At 73.3% G+C, this 17805-nt stretch carries 15 protein-coding genes, 1 tRNA gene and 1 riboswitch; of the genes, 5 read left to right on the top strand and 11 right to left on the bottom strand.

Annotated features, from left to right (window positions below; all coding sequences use genetic code 11):
• Positions 1-90: 90 nt before the first annotated feature.
• The 3 genes from DFJ69_RS08965 to DFJ69_RS08975 form a co-directional block, all read right to left on the bottom strand.
• Positions 91-369 (bottom strand): MoaD/ThiS family protein, encoded by a 279-nt coding sequence (locus tag DFJ69_RS08965; RefSeq protein WP_116022045.1) that lies wholly within the window; start codon positions 367-369, stop codon positions 91-93.
• A 195-nt stretch (positions 370-564) separates the two neighbouring features.
• The gene (gene thrC / locus DFJ69_RS08970) at positions 565-1806 is read right to left on the bottom strand and encodes a threonine synthase (RefSeq protein WP_116022046.1); all 1242 of its coding nucleotides are present in this window, start codon (positions 1804-1806) and stop codon (positions 565-567) included.
• A 13-nt stretch (positions 1807-1819) separates the two neighbouring features.
• Positions 1820-1962, bottom strand: a riboswitch (SAM riboswitch).
• A 148-nt stretch (positions 1963-2110) separates the two neighbouring features.
• Positions 2111-3109, bottom strand: coding sequence for a cation diffusion facilitator family transporter (locus DFJ69_RS08975; RefSeq protein ID WP_245974190.1), 999 nt, complete (start codon positions 3107-3109; stop codon positions 2111-2113).
• Positions 3110-3213: 104 nt separating this feature from the next.
• Between DFJ69_RS08975 and DFJ69_RS08980 the strand changes: the two genes are divergently transcribed.
• Entirely contained in the window at positions 3214-4692 is a 1479-nt protein-coding gene (locus DFJ69_RS08980) for an alpha,alpha-trehalose-phosphate synthase (UDP-forming) (protein WP_116022048.1), read from the top strand.
• Here the strand turns inward: DFJ69_RS08980 and DFJ69_RS08985 are convergent.
• Together DFJ69_RS08985 and DFJ69_RS08990 are read right to left on the bottom strand one after the other, a co-directional pair.
• Positions 4676-5716: a sulfotransferase family protein gene (locus tag DFJ69_RS08985; protein ID WP_116022049.1), complete on the bottom strand. Its 1041-nt coding sequence runs from the start codon at positions 5714-5716 to the stop codon at positions 4676-4678. The two genes, DFJ69_RS08980 and DFJ69_RS08985, sit on opposite strands and share 17 nt — an antisense overlap.
• A 200-nt stretch (positions 5717-5916) precedes the next feature.
• On the bottom strand, positions 5917-6468 hold the full coding sequence (locus DFJ69_RS08990) for an RNA polymerase sigma factor (protein ID WP_116022050.1): 552 nt from the start codon (positions 6466-6468) through the stop codon (positions 5917-5919).
• A gap of 129 nt (positions 6469-6597) precedes the next feature.
• Between DFJ69_RS08990 and DFJ69_RS36125 the strand changes: the two genes are divergently transcribed.
• Entirely contained in the window at positions 6598-8934 is a 2337-nt protein-coding gene (locus DFJ69_RS36125; RefSeq protein ID WP_281275826.1) for a serine/threonine-protein kinase, read from the top strand.
• 160 nt (positions 8935-9094) lie between these two features.
• Positions 9095-9685, top strand: coding sequence for a PadR family transcriptional regulator (locus DFJ69_RS09000; protein ID WP_116022051.1), 591 nt, complete (start codon positions 9095-9097; stop codon positions 9683-9685).
• 9 nt (positions 9686-9694) lie between these two features.
• Here DFJ69_RS09000 and DFJ69_RS09005 read toward each other — a convergent pair whose 3' ends face one another.
• The 3 genes from DFJ69_RS09005 to DFJ69_RS09015 all read right to left on the bottom strand — a co-directional run bounded on the left by DFJ69_RS09005 (position 9695) and on the right by DFJ69_RS09015 (position 12788).
• On the bottom strand, positions 9695-11377 hold the full coding sequence (locus DFJ69_RS09005) for a serine/threonine protein kinase (protein WP_170177585.1): 1683 nt from the start codon (positions 11375-11377) through the stop codon (positions 9695-9697).
• 204 nt (positions 11378-11581) lie between these two features.
• Positions 11582-12445 (bottom strand): trehalose-phosphatase, encoded by an 864-nt coding sequence (gene otsB, locus DFJ69_RS09010; protein ID WP_425453316.1) that lies wholly within the window; start codon positions 12443-12445, stop codon positions 11582-11584.
• Positions 12446-12464: 19 nt separating this feature from the next.
• Positions 12465-12788 (bottom strand): DUF3263 domain-containing protein, encoded by a 324-nt coding sequence (locus DFJ69_RS09015; protein ID WP_116022053.1) that lies wholly within the window; start codon positions 12786-12788, stop codon positions 12465-12467.
• Between the two features lie 168 nt (positions 12789-12956).
• Here DFJ69_RS09015 and DFJ69_RS09020 point away from each other — a divergent pair, with 168 nt between their 5' ends.
• Positions 12957-13775 carry an SAM hydrolase/SAM-dependent halogenase family protein gene (locus tag DFJ69_RS09020; protein WP_116022054.1) on the top strand — a complete coding sequence of 273 codons (819 nt, stop codon included), beginning with the start codon at positions 12957-12959 and terminating at the stop codon, positions 13773-13775.
• Positions 13776-13805: 30 nt separating this feature from the next.
• Here DFJ69_RS09020 and DFJ69_RS09025 read toward each other — a convergent pair whose 3' ends face one another.
• From DFJ69_RS09025 to DFJ69_RS09035, 3 genes are all read right to left on the bottom strand, one after another.
• The gene (locus tag DFJ69_RS09025) at positions 13806-14114 is read right to left on the bottom strand and encodes an SHOCT domain-containing protein (RefSeq protein ID WP_211328560.1); all 309 of its coding nucleotides are present in this window, start codon (positions 14112-14114) and stop codon (positions 13806-13808) included.
• 110 nt (positions 14115-14224) lie between these two features.
• The gene (locus DFJ69_RS09030; RefSeq protein ID WP_116022055.1) at positions 14225-16540 is read right to left on the bottom strand and encodes a S8 family serine peptidase; all 2316 of its coding nucleotides are present in this window, start codon (positions 16538-16540) and stop codon (positions 14225-14227) included.
• A gap of 377 nt (positions 16541-16917) precedes the next feature.
• A complete protein-coding gene (locus DFJ69_RS09035) occupies positions 16918-17391 on the bottom strand; it encodes a hypothetical protein (protein ID WP_147312251.1) in 474 nt (157 codons plus the stop codon).
• Between the two features lie 136 nt (positions 17392-17527).
• Here DFJ69_RS09035 and DFJ69_RS09040 point away from each other — a divergent pair.
• Positions 17528-17601 (top strand) — tRNA-Thr (locus DFJ69_RS09040).
• The last annotated feature ends 204 nt before the right edge of the window (positions 17602-17805 follow it).

Consider the following 17805-nt stretch of genomic DNA (forward strand, 5'->3'; position numbering starts at 1 on the left):
GACCCTATCGGCATGACAGTGTTTGTGGGCATGTGTCGGGCGTCCGGTAACGGACACGCGAAACCCGGAACCCGAGACCCGGGACGGCGGTCAGCCCCCGGCGACCGCCGGGATGATCGAGACCTGGGAGCCCGCCGGGGTGGCGGTGTCCAGCCCGTCGGCGAAACGGACGTCCTCGTCCCCCACGTAGACGTTGACGAACCGGCGGATCTTGCCGCCGTCGTCGAGGATGCGGGCCGCGATGCCCGCGTAGCCGGCGTCCAGGTCGCTGATGACCTCGCGCAGGGTCGCGCCGTCGGCCTTCACCTCCGACTCGCCGCCGGTGTAGGTGCGCAGGATCGTCGGGATGCGTACGGAGACCGTGCTCATGCGTCATACCACCTCAGGTCGGGGCCGGCCGACCGCGGCGGTGCTCCGGTGGAGCGGGACCGTCCGGCCCGGTTGCGATGGTCTGGGAGGTCGCCTCCCAGACCGGCGGGTCGGGTGACCGCGTCGGGCCCTCGCGGAGCGAGGGTCACCCGGCCCGCCACGTCGGGTCCGGGGGTCGCCCCCCGGACGAACGGGTCAGGCGAGGCCGGAGGCGCGGAAGTCCTCCAGCGTGGGGGCGATCTCGGCGGACGGGCCCACCACGGGCGCGACCGCGTCGAGGGTCTTCAGTCCGTCGCCGGAGTTGATGATGACGGTCTCGGCCTCCGGGTCGAGGGCGCCGGTGGAGACCAGCTTGCGCAGGCAGGCCACGGTGACGCCGCCGGCGGTCTCGCCGAAGATGCCCTCGGTGGCGGCCAGCAGGCGGATTCCCTCGACCACCTCGGCGTCGGAGACGTCCTCGATGGCCCCGCCGGTGCGCCGGACGACGTCCAGCACGTAGGGCCCGTCGGCGGGGTTGCCGATGGCCAGCGACTTGGCGATGGTGGCCGGCTTGACCGGACGGACCACGTCGTGGCCGGCCTTGAACGCGGCGGCGACCGGGGAGCAGCCGGTGGCCTGGGCGCCGAAGACCTTGTACGGCTTGTCCTCGACCAGCCCGAGCTTGATGAACTCCTGGAACGCCTTGTCGATCTTGGTGAGCTGGGAGCCGGAGGCGATCGGGATCACGATCTGGTCCGGCAGCCGCCAGCCCAACTGCTCGGCGATCTCGTAGCCCAGGGTCTTGGAGCCCTCGGCGTAGTAGGGCCGGACGTTGACGTTGACGAACGCCCAGTCGTCCTGCTCGCCGGCGATCTCGGAGGCGAGCCGGTTGACGTCGTCGTAGTTGCCCCGCACGGTGACGAACGTGCCGCCGTACACCGCAGTGACGATGATCTTCTGCTGCTCCAGGTCGGAGGGCACGAAGACGGCGCTGCGGATCCCGGCGCGGGCGGCGGCCGCGGCCACCGCGTTGGCCAGGTTGCCGGTGGACGGGCAGGCCAGCACCTTGAAGCCCAGCTCGCGGGCGGCGGCGAGCGCGACCGCGACCACCCGGTCCTTGAACGAGTGGGTGGGGTTGCCGCTGTCGTCCTTGACCCACAGCCGCTGCATCCCCAGGGACTCGGCGAGGTGGTCGGCGCGGACCAGGCGGGTCAGGCCCGGCTCGGTGTTGGGGGTGCTCTCGACGTTGGACGGCACGGGCAGCAGCCCGCGGTAACGCCAGATGTTGCGCGGACCGGCCTCGATGGCCTCGCGGCTCACCCCGGCGAAGTCGTAGCTGATCTCCAGGGGGCCGAAACACTGTTCGCACGCGTAGCGGGGCCCGAGGTCGTACTTCTCGCCGCACTCGCGGCAGACCAGAGCAGTGGCGGGTCCGAGATCGGCAGCATCAAGTGCCATGAAGTGAGGCCTCTCCTCATCTGTCCCGCGCCACCTTGGTCGCGGGCCGGAGTTGGCACCCTGTCCCGGCCGGCGCTCACAGGTCGCGAGCGCATCAGCACCGGGAGGGTTGCCGGGGTTTCGTAGGGCCGGTCCCTCCACCCCTCTGGATGAGCGGTATTCAGTTGTCGGCTCCCCCAAGAGGGCGCACGCAGCGTGGTCAGCACGCTACCAGGGCACCCCTTCGGCGGAACTCTGTGCGTGACTTTACCCGATTTGCCCGCATCGCAGACAGCAGGGTCTCGCTTCGTGAGACCGGCGGCCGTCACGGGCCCCCCGACGGACGGAGCTGCGTCGGGTCCAGGAACACATGGCGCACGATCGGCAGCCTGCGCCGCAGCCGGTCGTCGATGGCGTCGGCGATGTCCTCGGCCTGATCGGCGCTGATGTCGTCGGCGAACGCGACCTTGGCCGCCACCAGCAGCTCGTCCGGCCCCAGATGCATGGTGAGCAGCTCCAGCACGGAGCTGACGCCGGGGGTGTCGCCGATCTCCTCGTTGATCGCGCGCCACGTCTCCCGGTCGACCGACTGGCCGATCAGCATGGTCATGCTGCTGCGGCCCAGCGTCAACGCCACCGCCACCAGCAGCAGCCCGATGAGGATGGACGCGACGCCGTCCCACACGCCCGACCCGGTGATCTCCCGCAGGGCCAGGCCCAGCGCCGCCAGCGTCAGCCCGACGAGCGCCGCGGTGTCCTCCAGCACCGCCGCCTTGAGGGTGGTGTCGGGGGTGCGGCGCACGTGGTCGAGCGGCTCGCGTCCACGCGTCCGGGCCTCCTTGCGCACCTGGTACGTGGCCCGGCTCAACGAGAGCCCCTCGAAGAGGAACGCCAGCGCCAGTACGAGGAACGCCACCGTCGGATCCCCGTGCTCCCCCGGCGACGCGATCTCGCGCACGCCCTCGTACACCGAGTAGCCCGCCCCCGCCACGAAGATCCCCACCGCGGCGATCAGCGACCAGAAGTACCGCTCCTTGCCGTACCCGAACGGATGCCGGCGGTCGGCGGGACGTTCGCTGCGGCCCAGCGAGGCCAGCAGGAACGCCTCGTTCAAGGTGTCGGCGAGGGAGTGCGCGGCCTCGGCCATCATCGCCGAGGATCCGGCGATCAGCCCGGCCACCAGCTTGGTCCCCGCGATCGCGACGTTGGCGGCCCCGGCGGCCAGCACCGTCTTGCGGGTCTCGCCGGAGTCGCCGCCGGGCGCGTACCGGCCGTGCGGGCCGGGCGGGTCCTTCATCGCGATGCCTGACTCTGGGCGACCCATGGCTCGCTGTCTACCCCGGGCTCCTTGGGCAAACTCCGTACCCGATATGGGCCATCCCACCCCGTTGCCGGTGGGCCTGACGGGGACGTGCCAGACTTCCGGGCATGAGTGACTCCGCGGGTGGGTCCGCCGACCGCCAGGTGCTCGTCGCGTCGAACCGGGGGCCCGTGTCGTTCTCGCGAGCGGAGGACGGCGCGCTGTCCATGCGCCGGGGCGGCGGAGGGCTGGTGTCGGGGCTGGCGGGGGTCGCCGCCAAGACCGAGGACGACGCCGGGCCCGAGGTGGTGTGGGTCTGCGCGGCGCTGTCGGACGCCGACCGGGAGGCCGCCCGGCGGGCCCCCGACGGGCGGCTCGACAAGGCGGGTCACGACACCGGCGGCGCGGGCGTCCGGATGCTCGACATCCCCGCGCCGACGTTCCAGCGGGCCTACAACGCGGTGGCGAACTCGATGCTGTGGTTCGTCCACCACCTGCTGTACGACACCCCGAACGCGCCGCACTTCGACGCCCGCTCCCGCCGGGACTGGCAGTCGTACGAGGCGTACAACGCGGCGTTCGCGGACGCGCTCGCCCGGGACGCCGCGCCGGGCGCGAGGACCGCGATCCAGGACTACCACCTGTCGCTGGCCCCCCGGATGCTGCGCGAACGCCGTCCCGATCTCAGGATCGCCCACTTCTCCCACACGCCGTGGGCGCCGCCGGAGTACTACCGGCTGCTGCCCGACGACATCGGCGCGCAGGTCCTGGAGGGCATCCTGGGGGCCGACCACGCCGGGTTCCTCACCGAGCGCTGGGCGGACGCGTTCCTCGACTGCTGCGCGGCGGTGCTGCACGCGAAGGTCGACCGGCACGCCCGGACGGTCACCCACAAGGGCCACGTCACCCGCGTCGGCGTCCACGGGCTGGGTGTGGACGGCGAGGAGCTGCGGGCGCGGGCCGCCGAGCCGGACGTGGCGGCGCGGGCGCGGGCGCTCCGCGAGCAGGTCGGCGACCGGCGGCTCATCGTGCGGATCGACCGCACGGAGCTGTCCAAGAACATCGTGCGGGGGCTGGCGGCCTACCGCGAGCTGCTGACCAAGTATCCGGAGTGGCGCGGGCGGGTCGTCCACCTGGCGTTCGCCTACCCGTCCCGGCACGACCTGCCGGAGTACCGCGAGTACACGGCGGCGGTGCGGCGGATGGCGGCGGAGATCGTCGACGAGTTCGGCACCCCCGACTGGGAGCCGCTGATCCTGCAGGTGAACGACGACTACCCGCGCTCGCTGGCCGCCTACGGGATGGCGGACGTGCTGCTGGTCAACCCGATCCGCGACGGCATGAACCTGGTGGCCAAGGAGGGCCCGGTGCTGTCGGAACGCGGGTGCGCCCTGGTGCTGTCACGGGAGGCGGGCGCCGCCGCCGAGCTCGGCGAGGACGCCCTGATGGTGAACCCGTACGACGTCTCGCAGACCGCCGAGGCCCTTCGCCGGGCCCTGCTGATGCCCCCCGCCGAACGCGCGGAGCGCTGCGCCCGCCTCGCCGACGCGGCCACGGCGCTGCCTCCGCAACGCTGGTTCGCCGACCAGCTCACGGCCTTGGACTGACGGTCCGGAGGTCCTGGGCGGGCCGGCCGACGTCCTGGGGGCCGAGGCGGCTGATGACGGGGCCGGGTTCGCAGCGCCGGACGAGCTGGTCGCGGATGACCCGCTTGTGCTGGGTGGTCCGGCGGTGGGCGGCGACCCTGGCCAGATGGGCGATCTGGGTGATCGACGCTCGGCCGCCGCCGCTCAGCTCGTAGCCGTACTCCCGCAGCCTCGAACCCAGCGCGGACTCGGCGAGGGCGATCTCCCACGGCTCCAGCCGGTGCACCCACGAGCCGATCCGACCTGAGGTGACGGCGTCCTGGGTGAGGGAGTGCCACTTCTTGTTCGCCGGCACGGTCAGCCGAGCGATCTCCTGCGGCTCGGTCATCCGGCTGTCGTACTCCTCCCCGAGGAAGCCGCACAGGCCGGCCAGCTCGGTGGACGGGTCGGCGACCAGCCGCTCGTACTGCAGCTCGTAGTACGCGTCCGGGCCGAGCCTGCGCGCGTAGCGGCGGCCGAAGTCGACGGCCTCCCGCCAGGCGCAGATCGCGTGGTACGAGTCCTGATTGTACCAGGGCATCTCCTTGAGGGACGCCACGCAGTCCCGGCCGTCACGGATCAGGTGCACGAACTGGGCGTCCGGCCACATCCGGCGCAGCACGTCCACGTGCTTGAAGTAGCTGGGGCGCTTGTCGCCCCACCGGGGCTTGCCGAACCTGCGGGCGTACGCGCGGAACACGATCCCCAGCGCGGAGCCGAGGGTGGGGGGGCCTGCGACGATCTCGTCGATGACCTGCGCGGAGTCCAGCCCGAGGTCGTGGAACTTGCTCTCCTTGCGTCCCACGATCCACTCCGCCAGCGCCCGGCGGTTGTCCGGCCGCCGCAGGTCGCCGAAGCCCCGCCGGGAGGCGTACGCCGGCAGCAGGAAGCGCGTCTCGGCGGGGATGGCGATGCGCTGGTGCGAGTGCAGCATCAACTGGAGCAGCGTCGTCCCCGACCGCGGGCATCCGATGACGAAGATGGGTCGATCAGAGTGGGCAGCCATGCGTTCATGCTGCCCAGCGCACCACCGGAGCGCCGCCCGCCCGCCGGCACGGTTGCCGAGCCATTAACGACTCTTGACGCGACCCGACATCGTCGTGACGGATCGGGTGGACGACTCGCACCGCGCACCCGTCGCGATGTGTACGACTCGCCGAGGGTCTGGCGGCGGGCCCTGCGGACCCGTCTCGACGTGACCTCGGATCAGGTGTAGGACTCGCCGAGGGTCTGGCGGACCTGCTTGCGGGCCTCGTGGATCCTCGACTTGACCGTCCCGAGGGGCAGGCCGAGCTGTTCGGCGATCTCGGCGTACTCCAGTTGGGAGATGTCGCGCAGCACCAGGGCCTGGATGAGGTCCGGCTTGCGGGCCTCCAGGTTCTCCATGGCGTCCAGGATGTCGACCCGGGAGCCGGCGATCACGCTGGTGCGGCGCGGGTCGGGGCGCTGCTGCGGAAGTTCGCCGGCCTGCTCCACCGAGCGCCGCTTGAGCGAACGGTAAGTGGAACGTGCCGAGTTGGCCACCACCACGTGCAGCCAGGTGCTGAACTTGGAGCGGCCCTCGAAGCGGTGGATGTTGCGGGCCACCTGGAGCAGCGCGTCCTGGCACGCCTCCTCCGCGTCCTGGCGGCAGGGCAGAAAACGGGCGGCGTGCCGCATCACGTCCGGTTCGATCGTGCGAAGCAGTTCGTTGAGCGCGTTCTGGTCGCCCTGGGCCGCCTTGACGGCCAGTTCCTCGGTACGTTCGTCAAACGCCATGGGCCGTCTTCGCCTTCCTGCGGGTCCGGCCGCCGCCGCCGTCCCGATGGTTCATCGTGGTCCGGGGCCATCGCCAACGCACTCCGGCTGGTCTCCCCGTGCACCCTGTTTGTTGGGCATGATACGTGGGTGCCCATACCGTCTTCAGTCGGCCGTTACCGAATCGACCGCGTCCTCGGCTCCGGGGCGTTCGCCTCGGTGTGGTTGGCGCACGACGACGCGCTGGCCGCCCCCGTCGCCATCAAGGTACTGTCCGGAAGCCTCCTGGACGATCTCGACGTGCGCAACCGGTTCCTGGAAGAGGCCCGCATCCTCCGCCGGGCCGACTCCGAGCGACTGGTCCGGGTGCACGACATCGGCGAGCTGCCGGACGGCCGTCCCTACTTCGTCATGTCGTACGCCGACCGCGGGACGCTGGGCGACCGGATGCGGGAACGGACGCTCCCGGTCGCGCAGGCGGTCGCCCTCGCGGAGGAGATCGCGCACGGCGTCCAGGTCATCAACCGGTTCGGCGTGATCCACCGCGACCTCAAACCGTCCAACGTGCTGTTCCAGTCCACCTCGGACGGCGGCGAACGGCTGCTGATCGCCGACCTCGGCCTGGCCAAGGCCATCGCGCACGCCTCCGGGGCCTTCACGCTGCCGGTGGGCACGCCGGGGTACATGTCGCCCGAACAGGCCCGCTTCGGCGGCGGGCTGGACGTGCGCGCCGACGTGTACGGGCTGGGCGCGCTGACGTACCACATGCTGACCGGCAAGGCCCCGGGACCCGCGCCGATCAAGAAGCGCCCGAGCGAGCTGCGGGCGGAGCTGACGCCGGAGTTCGACCGGGTGATCCTGCGGGCCATGGAGGTCGACCGGGAGAACCGGTGGCCGACCGCGGAGGCCTTCGCCCACGCCCTGGCCACCCTCCGCCCCTCGGTCGGTCCCCTGCCTCCGCCCGTTTCCCCGGGTCCTGAGCCCGAGCCGGCGACCGCCCCGGACGTCAAGTCTCCGCAGGCCACGGGCGGAGGGCCGGACGACCAGCGCACGGCGCAGGTACCGTTGCCGCCGCCGTCGGGCCGGCCGGGGCAGGGGGTGCCTCAGCCTCAGCCTCAGCCTCGGGGGCCGGTCGGGGCCGGTGGGCCGCCGGAGGACGAGTTCGAGCGGACGGTGGTGGATCGGCCGCGGGAGTACGACGCGCCCCCTCAGGGCCCTCCCCCTGAGGACCCCGGCGAGGACCGGACCATCGCGATCTCCCGTGACCAGTTCCCCTCCCCTCCCCCGCCGGGGCCGCAGGGCCGGGGGGCGGGGTCGAGCGAGGGGGCCACGGCGGCCTTCCCGACACCCGGCGGCCCGCCCGGTCCCGGAGGGCCTGGGGGCTTCGGACCCGGTGGGTCCGGTCCCGGAGGGGCCGGCGGCTATGGGACCGGCGGACCGGGGCCGGGAGGATCTGGAGACTTCGGAGCCAGGGGGCCCGGTCCCGGAGGGCCTGGAGCCGGTGGGCACGGGCCGGGAGGACCTGGAGACTTCGGGGCCGGCGGGCACGGTCCGGGAGGACCCGGAGACTTTGGGCCCGGTGGGCCTGGCCCCGGAGGACCCGAAGACTTCGGCGCCGGCGGGCCTGGCCCCGGAGGGCCTGGAGCCGGTGGGCCCGGGCCGGGAGGAGCTGGAAACTTCGGGGCCGGTGGGCACGGGCCCGGAGGGCCTGGAGGCTACGGAGCCGGTGGGCCCGGGCCGGGAGGGCCCGGAGACTTCGGGCCCGGTGGGCCTGGTCCCGGAGGGCCTGGGGGTTATGGGGTCGGTGGGCCCGGGCCGGGAGGGCCGTTGCCCGGTCCCGGCGGGGGGCCCGGTGCCGGCGGCAAGGGGAACAAGCGGCTGGTCGCGCTGGGCATCGGCGCCGGCATCGTGGTGATCGCGCTGGTCGGCGGGCTGATCCTCGGCATGCTGGGCGACGACGACGACGGGCCGGCCGTCCCGCCCAAGCCCACGACCCCGCAGGACTTCACACCCGTCAATGACGCCAGCGGCAAGATCAAGGTCTCCGTGCCCAGGGTGTGGCGGCCCTTGGCCCAACCGCCGACCTGGACCCCCTCGTCGGTGGGCCTGGCCGCCGACGCCCAGAGCAGGCCGGTGCTGCGCGCGACCTCCGGGACGTTCGAGCAGTTCCTCGACAGCGCCGCGCGGACGCCCGGGGTGTTCATCGGGCTGACGACCGACGGCGCGCGGGGCAAGCTGCCGCCGGCCCGGGTGTCCTCGCACGACCAGTGCACCAAGGGGCAGCCGGAGAGCTACACCAGCCCCGACAAGGCCCTCACCGGCACGATCACCCGCTACACCGCCTGCCGCACCGGCACGCCGACCGTCACCGAGGTCGGTCTGACCGACCGTTCGGGCCGGTTCGGGGCGTGGATCCGGGTCAAGGAGATCGACGACCGCCGGCTCACCACCCCGATCCTGAACACCCTGAAACTGGCCGCCCCCTGACGTTCGGGACGTCGAAGAGGCGTCCCCGAGACCGCGAACGCCGCGGTCCGCCGAGCCCCGCGCTCCGGCGGACCGCGGCGTTCAGTCGTTCGAGACGTTGCATCACGAGCAGTTGCGATATATCGTTGAAGCATCGCAACCGTTCGATAAGGAGAGATCGATGCACAGGCACGACAACGACGACGAGTTCCGGGGCCGGGAGGGGCGGCGACGCCGCGATCCCTTCGGCCCCTGGGGGGCACCGTTCGGACCGGGCGGACCCTGGGGCGGCGGCCACGGTCGGGGCCACGGCGGGCGCGGGCGGCGCATGAAGCGCGGCAACGTCCGGGCCGCGATGCTGGCGCTGCTGGCCGAGCGACCGATGCACGGCTACGAGATGATCCAGGAGCTGGAGGGGCGGACCGGCGGCGTCTGGCGGCCCAGTCCCGGCTCGGTCTATCCGACCCTGCAACTGCTCGAGGACGAGGGCCTGGTCACCAGCCGGGAGCAGGGCGGCAAGCGGCTGTTCGCGCTGACCGACACCGGCCGCGAGGAGGCCGCGACCCATCCCGTGGCGCCCTGGGAGGAGGTCGCCGAGCAGGCGGGCGACGAGACCCTGCACGCCCGCGAGGCCGTGGGCCGGATGATGGGGGCGCTGCAGCAGGTGATGGTCGCCGGCAGCGAGGAGCAGCGGGCGCGGGCGCTGGACATCGTCAACGACACAAGGCGCAGGCTGTACGGCATCCTCGCCGACGACCCCTCCGCCGAGTGAGCCCCCGGCCTAACGCGGGAAGGGGATCTCCTTGACCAGCGTGTCGGCCATGTAGGTCTGCCTCCAGACGTACAGCCTCAGGTCGCCGGGCCGCAGATCCGCCTCCATGGGCAGGTCGAGGCCCACGCGGACCACGTACGAGGCGCCGGGCGCCATGTAGCGGTCACCGCCGGCGCCCCCCGTCGGCGGGCCGCCGCTCAACCGGGACAGCACCCGCGGCTTGGCGGGCGGCGTGCACATGTCCTCCGGAACGCCGTTGTGCCACATGCACCGGCCGCGCGCCCCCTCCGGGAGCCTCGCGCGCTTGACGAACACGTCGGCCGTGTAGAGGTCGAGCAGAACGGGCTTCTCCAGCGGGTTGCTCAGCACGTAGTCGGCATGGAGGTACGCCGTTCCGGGCGGGGGCGACTGCCCGGCCGGCACCGCCTGCGGGTCGGCGTCGTACCCGATCGCCGACAGCCGGTACCGGTAGCCGTGGGTCGTCTCGACCTCGACGGCGGGACCGGTCCGCGACGGCACCGCCTCCCCGCCGGGGCCTCCCGCCAGCCGGCCGGACGAGCGTCCGAGCGCGGAGTCGGCCACCCCGCTGTTCCACACGATCAGCGCCGATCCGACCAGGACGGTGCCGGCGAGCAGCCCGGCGACGGTGCTGTTCCGGCGCGCGGCCCGTCCCCGTCGCCGTTCCGACGCGGCGGCCCTGCGTCCGGACGCCCGGCCGCGGATGCGCACCTCGATGCCGCTGGTGTCGGTGCCGGGCGACCCCAGCGCGTGCGAACGCCCGGCGATCGCCGGCACGTTCCGCGGCACCGTCGACGCGGGGACCTCGGGGGCGGTCGTCCCGGCGGGGATCGATGTCTCCGCGGAGTTCACGGAGGGAACGGGCGTCTCACGCCGTGCGGGCAAGGCGATCTCCCGGCGGTGGTCACTGGGGCGGCGGGGAATCGCCGGGGGCATCGGCTGCTCCGCCTGACGGAGCCAGCGCACGACGTCCTCCGCCGTCGGGCGGTCACGGGGATCCTTGGCCAGGCAGCGCAGGGCGATCTCGTGGAGGCGACCGGCGAGGAGGCCGAGGTCGGGCTGTTCCCGCAGGATCCGCGTCACCACGGACGGGTCCGTCGGGGGGCCGAAGGGATGCCGGCCGCAGGAGGCGAAGACCATGACGGCGGCCCAGGAGAACACGTCCGTCGCGGGGGTGACCTCGCCGCCCGCCAGTTGCTCGGGCGCCCGGTAGGCCGGGCTCATGATCGTGACCAGGCCGCCGACGGCGACGTCCACGATCCGGGGGCCGTCCGGCCCGAGCACGACGGCCCCGGGGCGGAGGTCGCGATGGACCAGGCCCGCGCGGTGCATGTCCGCGAGTCCCCCGATGGTCGCGACGGCCAGCCGGTGCAGGGCGGCGCCGGATCGGGGGCCGTCCCGCTCGACGGCCTCGGCCAGGGAGGGGCCGGGAACGTACTCGCTGACCAGGCGTGTCAGGCCGCCCTCGGAGCTCACCGCCAACACCCGCGCCGTCCAGGGCGAGACGAGGCGTCCGGCGGCGATCCCGTCGGCCGGCGGCGCGCCGGAAGCGGGTGTCGCGCCGGAGGCGGGCGGCACCCGGACGGCCACCGGCAGGCCCTCCTTCGTCCGTCCCAGATAGACGATGCCCCGGTCGCCGGACCCGAGCCGGCCGGTCAGGCGGACTTCCCCCATGAGCCGGGGATCACCCGTCCTCAGCGGCCCTGCCTCAGGCATCGTGCGCTCCCGCTCCGGTCCGTTCGCTGGCTGCCTAGTTTGTCGCGATTTGCCAGACAAATAACATATGGCTACGCCATAACGACGGCGGCGAGGGTCATGCTTCGGACACAGGAAACGAAAGTATTTCGCGTTTAACGGATCTTCGGGGCCCGCTCGACCTCAGGACAGGACGGCGATGAGCCGCTCCAGGAGATCGACGACCCCGGCGGGACCGTCCACCACGAGGTCGGCCTGCTCGGCCAAGGCGGTGACCTCCGTGGAGCCGCTGCACACCTTGACCCCCGCGACACCCTCGGCGCGCAGGGCGTCCACCATGGCGAAGGCGGCCAGGTCGCCGAGGTCGTCGCCCGCGTACAGGAGCGCGGACGGCGGGGCCGCGCGTTCGGCCAGGTAGTCACGGAGAGCGACGCCCTTGTCCATGCCGGGCGGGCGCAGCTCCAGCACGTACCGCCCCGGCTCGACCTGGAGACCGGTGCGTTCGGCCAGCGCCTCCATGAGACCGCGCAGCCGGTCGAGCGCCACCTGGGGCTCGGCGCAGCGGCGGGTGTGGACGGCGAGGGCGTGGCCCTTGTCCTCCACGTGAACGCCCTCCGGCGCACGGACGGCCGCCAGCACTCCGGGCAGCTTGGCGCGGGCCTCCGCCACCCCGGGCGGCGGCTCGGGGACGGTCAGCTCGCCGGCCTCCCAGCGTTCGACGCCGTACTGGCCGAGCACCACGAGGCCGTCCACGGCGGACAGCCCGCCGTACTCGACGGCGAGTGCGGCGGGCCGGCCGGTGACGATCAGCACCGCGCCGACGGACGAGGCCAGCCTCGCCAGCGCGGGGGCGGCCCCGGGGTGGGCGCGGGCCCGCGCCGGATCCTCGACGATCGGCGCCAGGGTCCCGTCGAAGTCGAACGCGAGGACGGCCTCGCCGGGGTTCTTCCGGATCGCGGCCAGCCCGTCCGCGCCTTCGGCCCTCAGGGGGATCGGCAGGGGGTTCGGGGAGGGGTCGGGAGAGGGGTTCGCAGAGGACGGAGTCACCCGTCCAGTGTCGGACAGGTCAGGGCCGGATGCCGAGGCGGCGCGCGGCCCGCTGCCGACGGCGCTCCGAACGCGTCCGGCGCAGGCGCTTCACGAGCATGGGGTCGTGCTCCAGCGCCTCGGGGCGGTCGATGAGGAGATTGAGCAACTGGTAGTAGCGGGTCGCCGACATGTCGAACCGCTCGCGGATGGCCTGCTCCTTCGCGCCGGCGTGCTTCCACCACTGCCGTTCGAAGGCGAGGATGCCCCGGTCGCGTTCGGACAGGGAACCGGCCGGGAACGCCTCGTCGTCGTCATCCGGCCCATCGTCGTTCAGGGGTCGCAGGGCTGAACCATCGTCCATGACGCCCTCCTGAGCGGACCGTCACTCCGCGCGCCCGGCGCACGGATCGGCCCCCTCTGTGGTCACTGATCCCGGTCGTCCGGGTTTCGGCAGGTGCTCATGTTAACGGGGCCCGCCGACATCCACCGGCTGTTCCACGGGAACGTGCACGACGTACGCTCAGGGCACGTGGCGGCCTATCAGTATCTGACGTTCCTCACCGACTACGGGCTCGAGGACGGATTCGTCGCGTCCTGCCATGGCGTGGCGGCCCGCATCTCACCCGGCGTGCGCATCATCGACATCACCCATCTGGTCCCGCCGGGCGACGTCCGGCGCGGGGCCGCCGTGCTCGCGCAGACGATCCCGTACCTGCCGCCCGGCGTGCACGTGGCGGTCGTGGATCCGGGTGTCGGCACCATCCGGCGGGCCGTCGCCGTGGACGCCGGTGAACGGGTCTTCGTGGGCCCCGACAACGGCCTGCTGTCGTGGGCGGTGCGCGCCGCCTCCCCCGACGGGCGCGTACGGGCGTACGAGCTGACGAACGAGGACCTGTGGCTGCATCCCGTCTCGGCCACGTTCCACGGGCGCGACATCTTCACGCCGGTGGCCGCGCACCTGCTGGCCGGGACGGACGTCGCCGACGTGGGACGTGCGCTGGAGCCCGACGATCTGGTGACGTTGCCGTCCCCCGTCCGACGCCTGCTGGAGGACGCGGCCGAGGGCGAGGTCCTCACCATCGACCGCTTCGGGAACGCGCAGCTCTCGGTGACCGCCGACGACCTCGAACGGCTCGGGATCCGCGCCGACACGGCGGTGGCCGTGTCGCTGGGCCGACGCACGCACCCGGTGCCGTTCCGGCGTACGTTCGGCTCCGTCCCGCCCGGGGAGCTCGTCGCCTTCACCGACTCGGCGCGCTGTGTGGCCCTCGCGGTCAACGGCGGCGACGCGGCGCAGCGCCTGGGGCTGGTGCCGGGCGCGCACGTGCGGATCGCCCCGGTCGCGTGAACGGCGCCGGGGCGATCACGCCGGTGTGCGTCACACGTCCTGACGGAGGGCGGACATGCGCAGGTGGTACTCGTCCTCGTCGATCTCACCGCGGGCGAACCGTTCGGCCAGGATCGCCCGCGCCCCGGCCAGCGGATCGGCGGCCGCCGTCGTCGCCCCGCGGGCGGCCGGGCGGACACCCCCCGGCCCCCCGAAACGCCGGTACAAGAGGTAGACGGCACCGGCCAGCACCGCCGCCCACAACAGTCCGAACGTGATCGGGAACACCGGCCAGAACGCGGGCGCCTCGCCGTCCCGCCACGGCCCCGGATGGGCCGCCAACTGCGTCACCATGGTCATCGACCTCCTCGTATCGTGCTGATGAGCCGATACTCCGCGAGGGGTCGGACCGTCGTCATCGTACGGTCGGAGGCTTCCCCGCTACGCCCGCCGGAGTAGCGGACGACCCGCTACCACCACGACGGCCGCTGATCGTCGTCCTCGGCCCGCCCCGCCCGCCCGGTGTCGAAGGCGTCGCCCTCGTCCGGCATCAGCGGATCGACGGCCGGGAACGCGTGCGTCGCGAGATCGTCGTCGCTCACCCGGAACGGACCGTCCACCACCGGCTCCGGGGGCTCCCGCCCGGTGCCCTCCCACGCGATGTTCGTGCCGCCCACGGCGCTGAACGGCGCGGTGATCGACCCGGGATCCACGTACGGCCCCGCCTCCGAAGCCTCGGGCGCGCCGGGCTCGGAGGGGAACGGGTCATCGCCCCATCCCCCGCGCACACTGCGCCAACTCTCCTGAGCCAACGGCGTGTCCGCAACGGGCGGCACCGGCCCCGTACCCAGGGGGTCGACACCCTGCGAACCGGTACCCGGGGGGCCGTTGCGTGGGGGGTCGGTGTCCCAAGGGCCGGGCTCCAAGGGATTGGCGCTCTCCGGTGCGACGCCCGGGCGGTCGGCACCCTGCGCGGCCGAGGCCAGGGGATCGGGGGCCTGCGGGTCGAAGCCCCAGGGGGCGGCGGCGTCCAAGGGGTCGACGACCTGCGGGGCGGTGTCCGCGTGGCGCGGGTGCTGGGGGCCGGGGGGTGGGGCTGCGGTCCCGTTCCCGAAGTGTTGGGGGGGCTGCGGTTCAGCGGCGTCCGGAGCGAACGGGTGCAGGGCCCTCGGGTCCAGGGGGGCGTGGCCGTTGCCGTTGCCGTTCGTGTGGCCGTTGCCGGTGGGCTCCAAGGGGGGCAGGTGCAGGTCGGGGCGCGGTGACCAGGCGCCCGAGGCCGGGTCCGCCTCCAGGGCCGGGCCCGGGGCGCCGTCGGGGTCGGACGGGGCCGAGAAAGGCTGCGGGGCGCTCAAGGAGCGGGAGTCGGTAGGGCTCGCGTCCCACTCCGTACCCGGGTGGGCCGGGCTCTCCCACGGCGGTGCGGCGAAGGGGGCGACCTTGGTGTCGGGCTCGTACGGCATGCCGACCCCCATGGTGGCGGGCTCGTACTCCCGGGGCGGCTCCGGCGGAGGGCCGTAGACGTCCTCGGGCTCGGGGCGGCGTCGCTGGCGCCAGCCGAGCAGCATCCCGGTGACCACCAGCACGCCTCCGCCGCCGAGGATGCCCCACAGCAGCGGGTTGGAGCCCTCGTCGGGGGCCTCGGCGGTCGGGGGCGGCGGGGACGGCTCGGGAGTGCGGACGGCGGACTCGCCGTGGGCGGCGCCGTTGATGCGGTGTGCGGCGGTGACGGCGCGGACGGCGTCCAACGACCTGGAGCAGGTGCGGCTCGTCGTGGGGCTCCCGGCCGCCGACCCCGATGCGGCGCGTTTGACCGAACCTCGGACGAGCGACTCCCTGACCTGGGCCGGGGTCAGCTTCGGGTAGCGCGCCCTGATGAGCGCGGCGACTCCGGCGACGATGGCCGACGACGGGCTGGTGCCCGTGCCCAACACGTACCGGTTGCCGGGGGCGGCGCTGATGATGTCCACGCCGGGGGCGCACACGGACACGTACGCGTTGCGGTTGGTGTCGGGCCAGATCCGCAGGTGCCGCGTCAGCGCGCCGACGGCGATCACCCCGGGGTACGCGGCGGGGAAGTTCTTGCGGTTGGGGCCCTTGCCGTCGTTGCCCGCCGAGGCGATCAGGACCACGCCCTTGGACAGGGCGTACCGGATCGCCTGTTCCTCGGTCGAGTTGCCGTTGTAGTACGCCCGGCCGCCGCCCAGCGACATGTTGATGATGTCGGCGCCGTGGTCGACGGCGTACCGGATGCCCTTGGCGACGGCGTCGCGGTTGCGGTTGGCCAGGGTGCCGCTCCGCCGCATCGGGTCGTCGTTCTCCCACGTCACCCGGATGGAGAGGATCTTGGCCTGGGGCGCGATGCCCAGGACGCCGGACGAGGCGCCGGGGCCGTTGCCGTGGCCGGCGATGATGCTCGCCATCGCGGTGCCGTGCCCGCCCCAGTACCGGTCCCCCGCCCTGCGGGTGCCCCCGGTGAAGTCGGGCCCCGTGACGACCTGGCCGGTCAGGTCGCGGTGCCGGGCGTCCACTCCCGTGTCGAGGACCGCGATGGTGACGTGCTTGCCGCGCCCCCACCTCCAGACCCGGGGAACGCGCATCGCGTCCATATGCCACTGGCGCGAGCGGACGGCGTCGGCACGGGAGGCGGCGCGCAGGGCCCCCGTCGCCGGGTCCCGGGTCTGGCCGGGACGGTACGGACCGGTGGCGGAATCGGGGAGCAGCACCAGGGGAACGGCGGCGGCCGACACCAGCGCGGTCAGGGCGAGCCCCGCGGTGATCCGGGTCACGACGACCGACGGCGGCCTTCGCCCCCCGGGGGGCTCTTGGGGCTCCTGGGGCTCATCGCCGGAGGTGTCGCTCGGTTCGGGTCGGCGTCGGCCGGTGGCGGACACGGCACCAACCTCCTCCCGGCATCGCAGCCGTGGGTCGACGTGGGGACGGTTTCCGGCGGGTGCGCGCCGCGGCGGCGAACAGCGCCTTCGGCTGTCGATCACCACGTCAAAGGCATCCCCTGCGCGCGGGCCTCATTGTGCCATGGAGACCCCGACCGGCTCGGGCACTCGTCACTTTCGTGCCCGGTACGGGTCACCTGCCCGCTCTCTCCCGCCGACCGCCCCCGCCACCCCGCCTGTCCGCTTCGCGCGTCACCGGTACGGCCGTGGGCTCACTTGCACGTGCTGTACGGGCGGTCACAGTAGACGATGCGCCCCCGGAGCGCGGGCCGGACCTTCTCCACGAACGCGTCGGGCCCGGTGACCAGCCAGTTCTCACCATGCAGGATCGCGAACGGCCCCCGGTCCCCGGTCATCGCCTGGGCCGAGCCCGTCTTCCACGTCGGCAGCAGGTCGCGCAGCCGGACCCCGAGCGTCGGATCGACCACCTCGGCGGCCACGTACCGGTCGCTGTACCGGCACTCCACCCTGCGGGGCTCGCTCGTGCACCCGGTGGCCCCGTGCCGGCGCAGCACGTCGCCGATCTCCACGATCCTCCCGGAGCCGGTGCTCATCGCCGGCCGCACGGTGGCCCGGTCCCGCACGGCCTCGCCGTCCCCGTCCACGACCAGGGTGACGACCCCCACCGTGGCGGCGACCGTCCCCGCGGCCGCCCCGACCAGAACGAACAACGACGTGGCTCTCACCCGCCCAGCATGCCGTACCCGCCGGTAACCCCAGTCCGGATCCCGACGTGAGCCCCACCACGTCGCCCCGCCCGCCCGAAAACCCCGCAGCCATCCCGCCCCCCACAGCGGTATTGTGGCGACCGGCACACGCCAGGCCCCTGTAGCTCAGTTGGCCAGAGCAGCCGCCTTGTAAGCGGCAGGTCGCCGGTTCGAACCCGGCCGGGGGCTCCCACACAGTCCGACCCGGGAAATCTCGCGCGGACCCGACATGCCCTCGGCCGGCCGGAAGTGGTGCGCGGCGGCGATGGACGACGGCGCCGGATCGGGGTCCGGGAGGTGCTGGTCGATGTACGCGCGGATCTGCAGCCGTAGGGCGTCGCGGTGCTGTTGCGGTGCCGCGGTCGGCCTGTCACCGAGCCTGCGGATGAGCAG

The sequence above is a fragment of the Thermomonospora umbrina genome (assembly GCF_003386555.1).
Lineage (GTDB): Bacteria > Actinomycetota > Actinomycetes > Streptosporangiales > Streptosporangiaceae > Thermomonospora > Thermomonospora umbrina.

Excerpts from the sequence above, each read along its gene's own strand:
- DFJ69_RS09005 (WP_170177585.1), bottom strand. The coding sequence starts at position 11,377 with ATGGGGGAAGTCCGCCTGACCGGCCGGCTCGGGTCCGGCGACCGGGGC.
- DFJ69_RS08975 (WP_245974190.1), bottom strand. The coding sequence starts at position 3,109 with ATGGGTCGCCCAGAGTCAGGCATCGCGATGAAGGACCCGCCCGGCCCG.
- thrC (WP_116022046.1), bottom strand. The coding sequence starts at position 1,806 with ATGGCACTTGATGCTGCCGATCTCGGACCCGCCACTGCTCTGGTCTGC.
- DFJ69_RS08965 (WP_116022045.1), bottom strand. The coding sequence starts at position 369 with ATGAGCACGGTCTCCGTACGCATCCCGACGATCCTGCGCACCTACACC.
- DFJ69_RS08980 (WP_116022048.1), top strand. The coding sequence starts at position 3,214 with ATGAGTGACTCCGCGGGTGGGTCCGCCGACCGCCAGGTGCTCGTCGCG.
- DFJ69_RS08990 (WP_116022050.1), bottom strand. The coding sequence starts at position 6,468 with ATGGCGTTTGACGAACGTACCGAGGAACTGGCCGTCAAGGCGGCCCAG.
- DFJ69_RS09025 (WP_211328560.1), bottom strand. The coding sequence starts at position 14,114 with ATGACCATGGTGACGCAGTTGGCGGCCCATCCGGGGCCGTGGCGGGAC.
- DFJ69_RS08985 (WP_116022049.1), bottom strand. The coding sequence starts at position 5,716 with ATGGCTGCCCACTCTGATCGACCCATCTTCGTCATCGGATGCCCGCGG.
- DFJ69_RS09000 (WP_116022051.1), top strand. The coding sequence starts at position 9,095 with ATGCACAGGCACGACAACGACGACGAGTTCCGGGGCCGGGAGGGGCGG.
- DFJ69_RS09015 (WP_116022053.1), bottom strand. The coding sequence starts at position 12,788 with ATGGACGATGGTTCAGCCCTGCGACCCCTGAACGACGATGGGCCGGAT.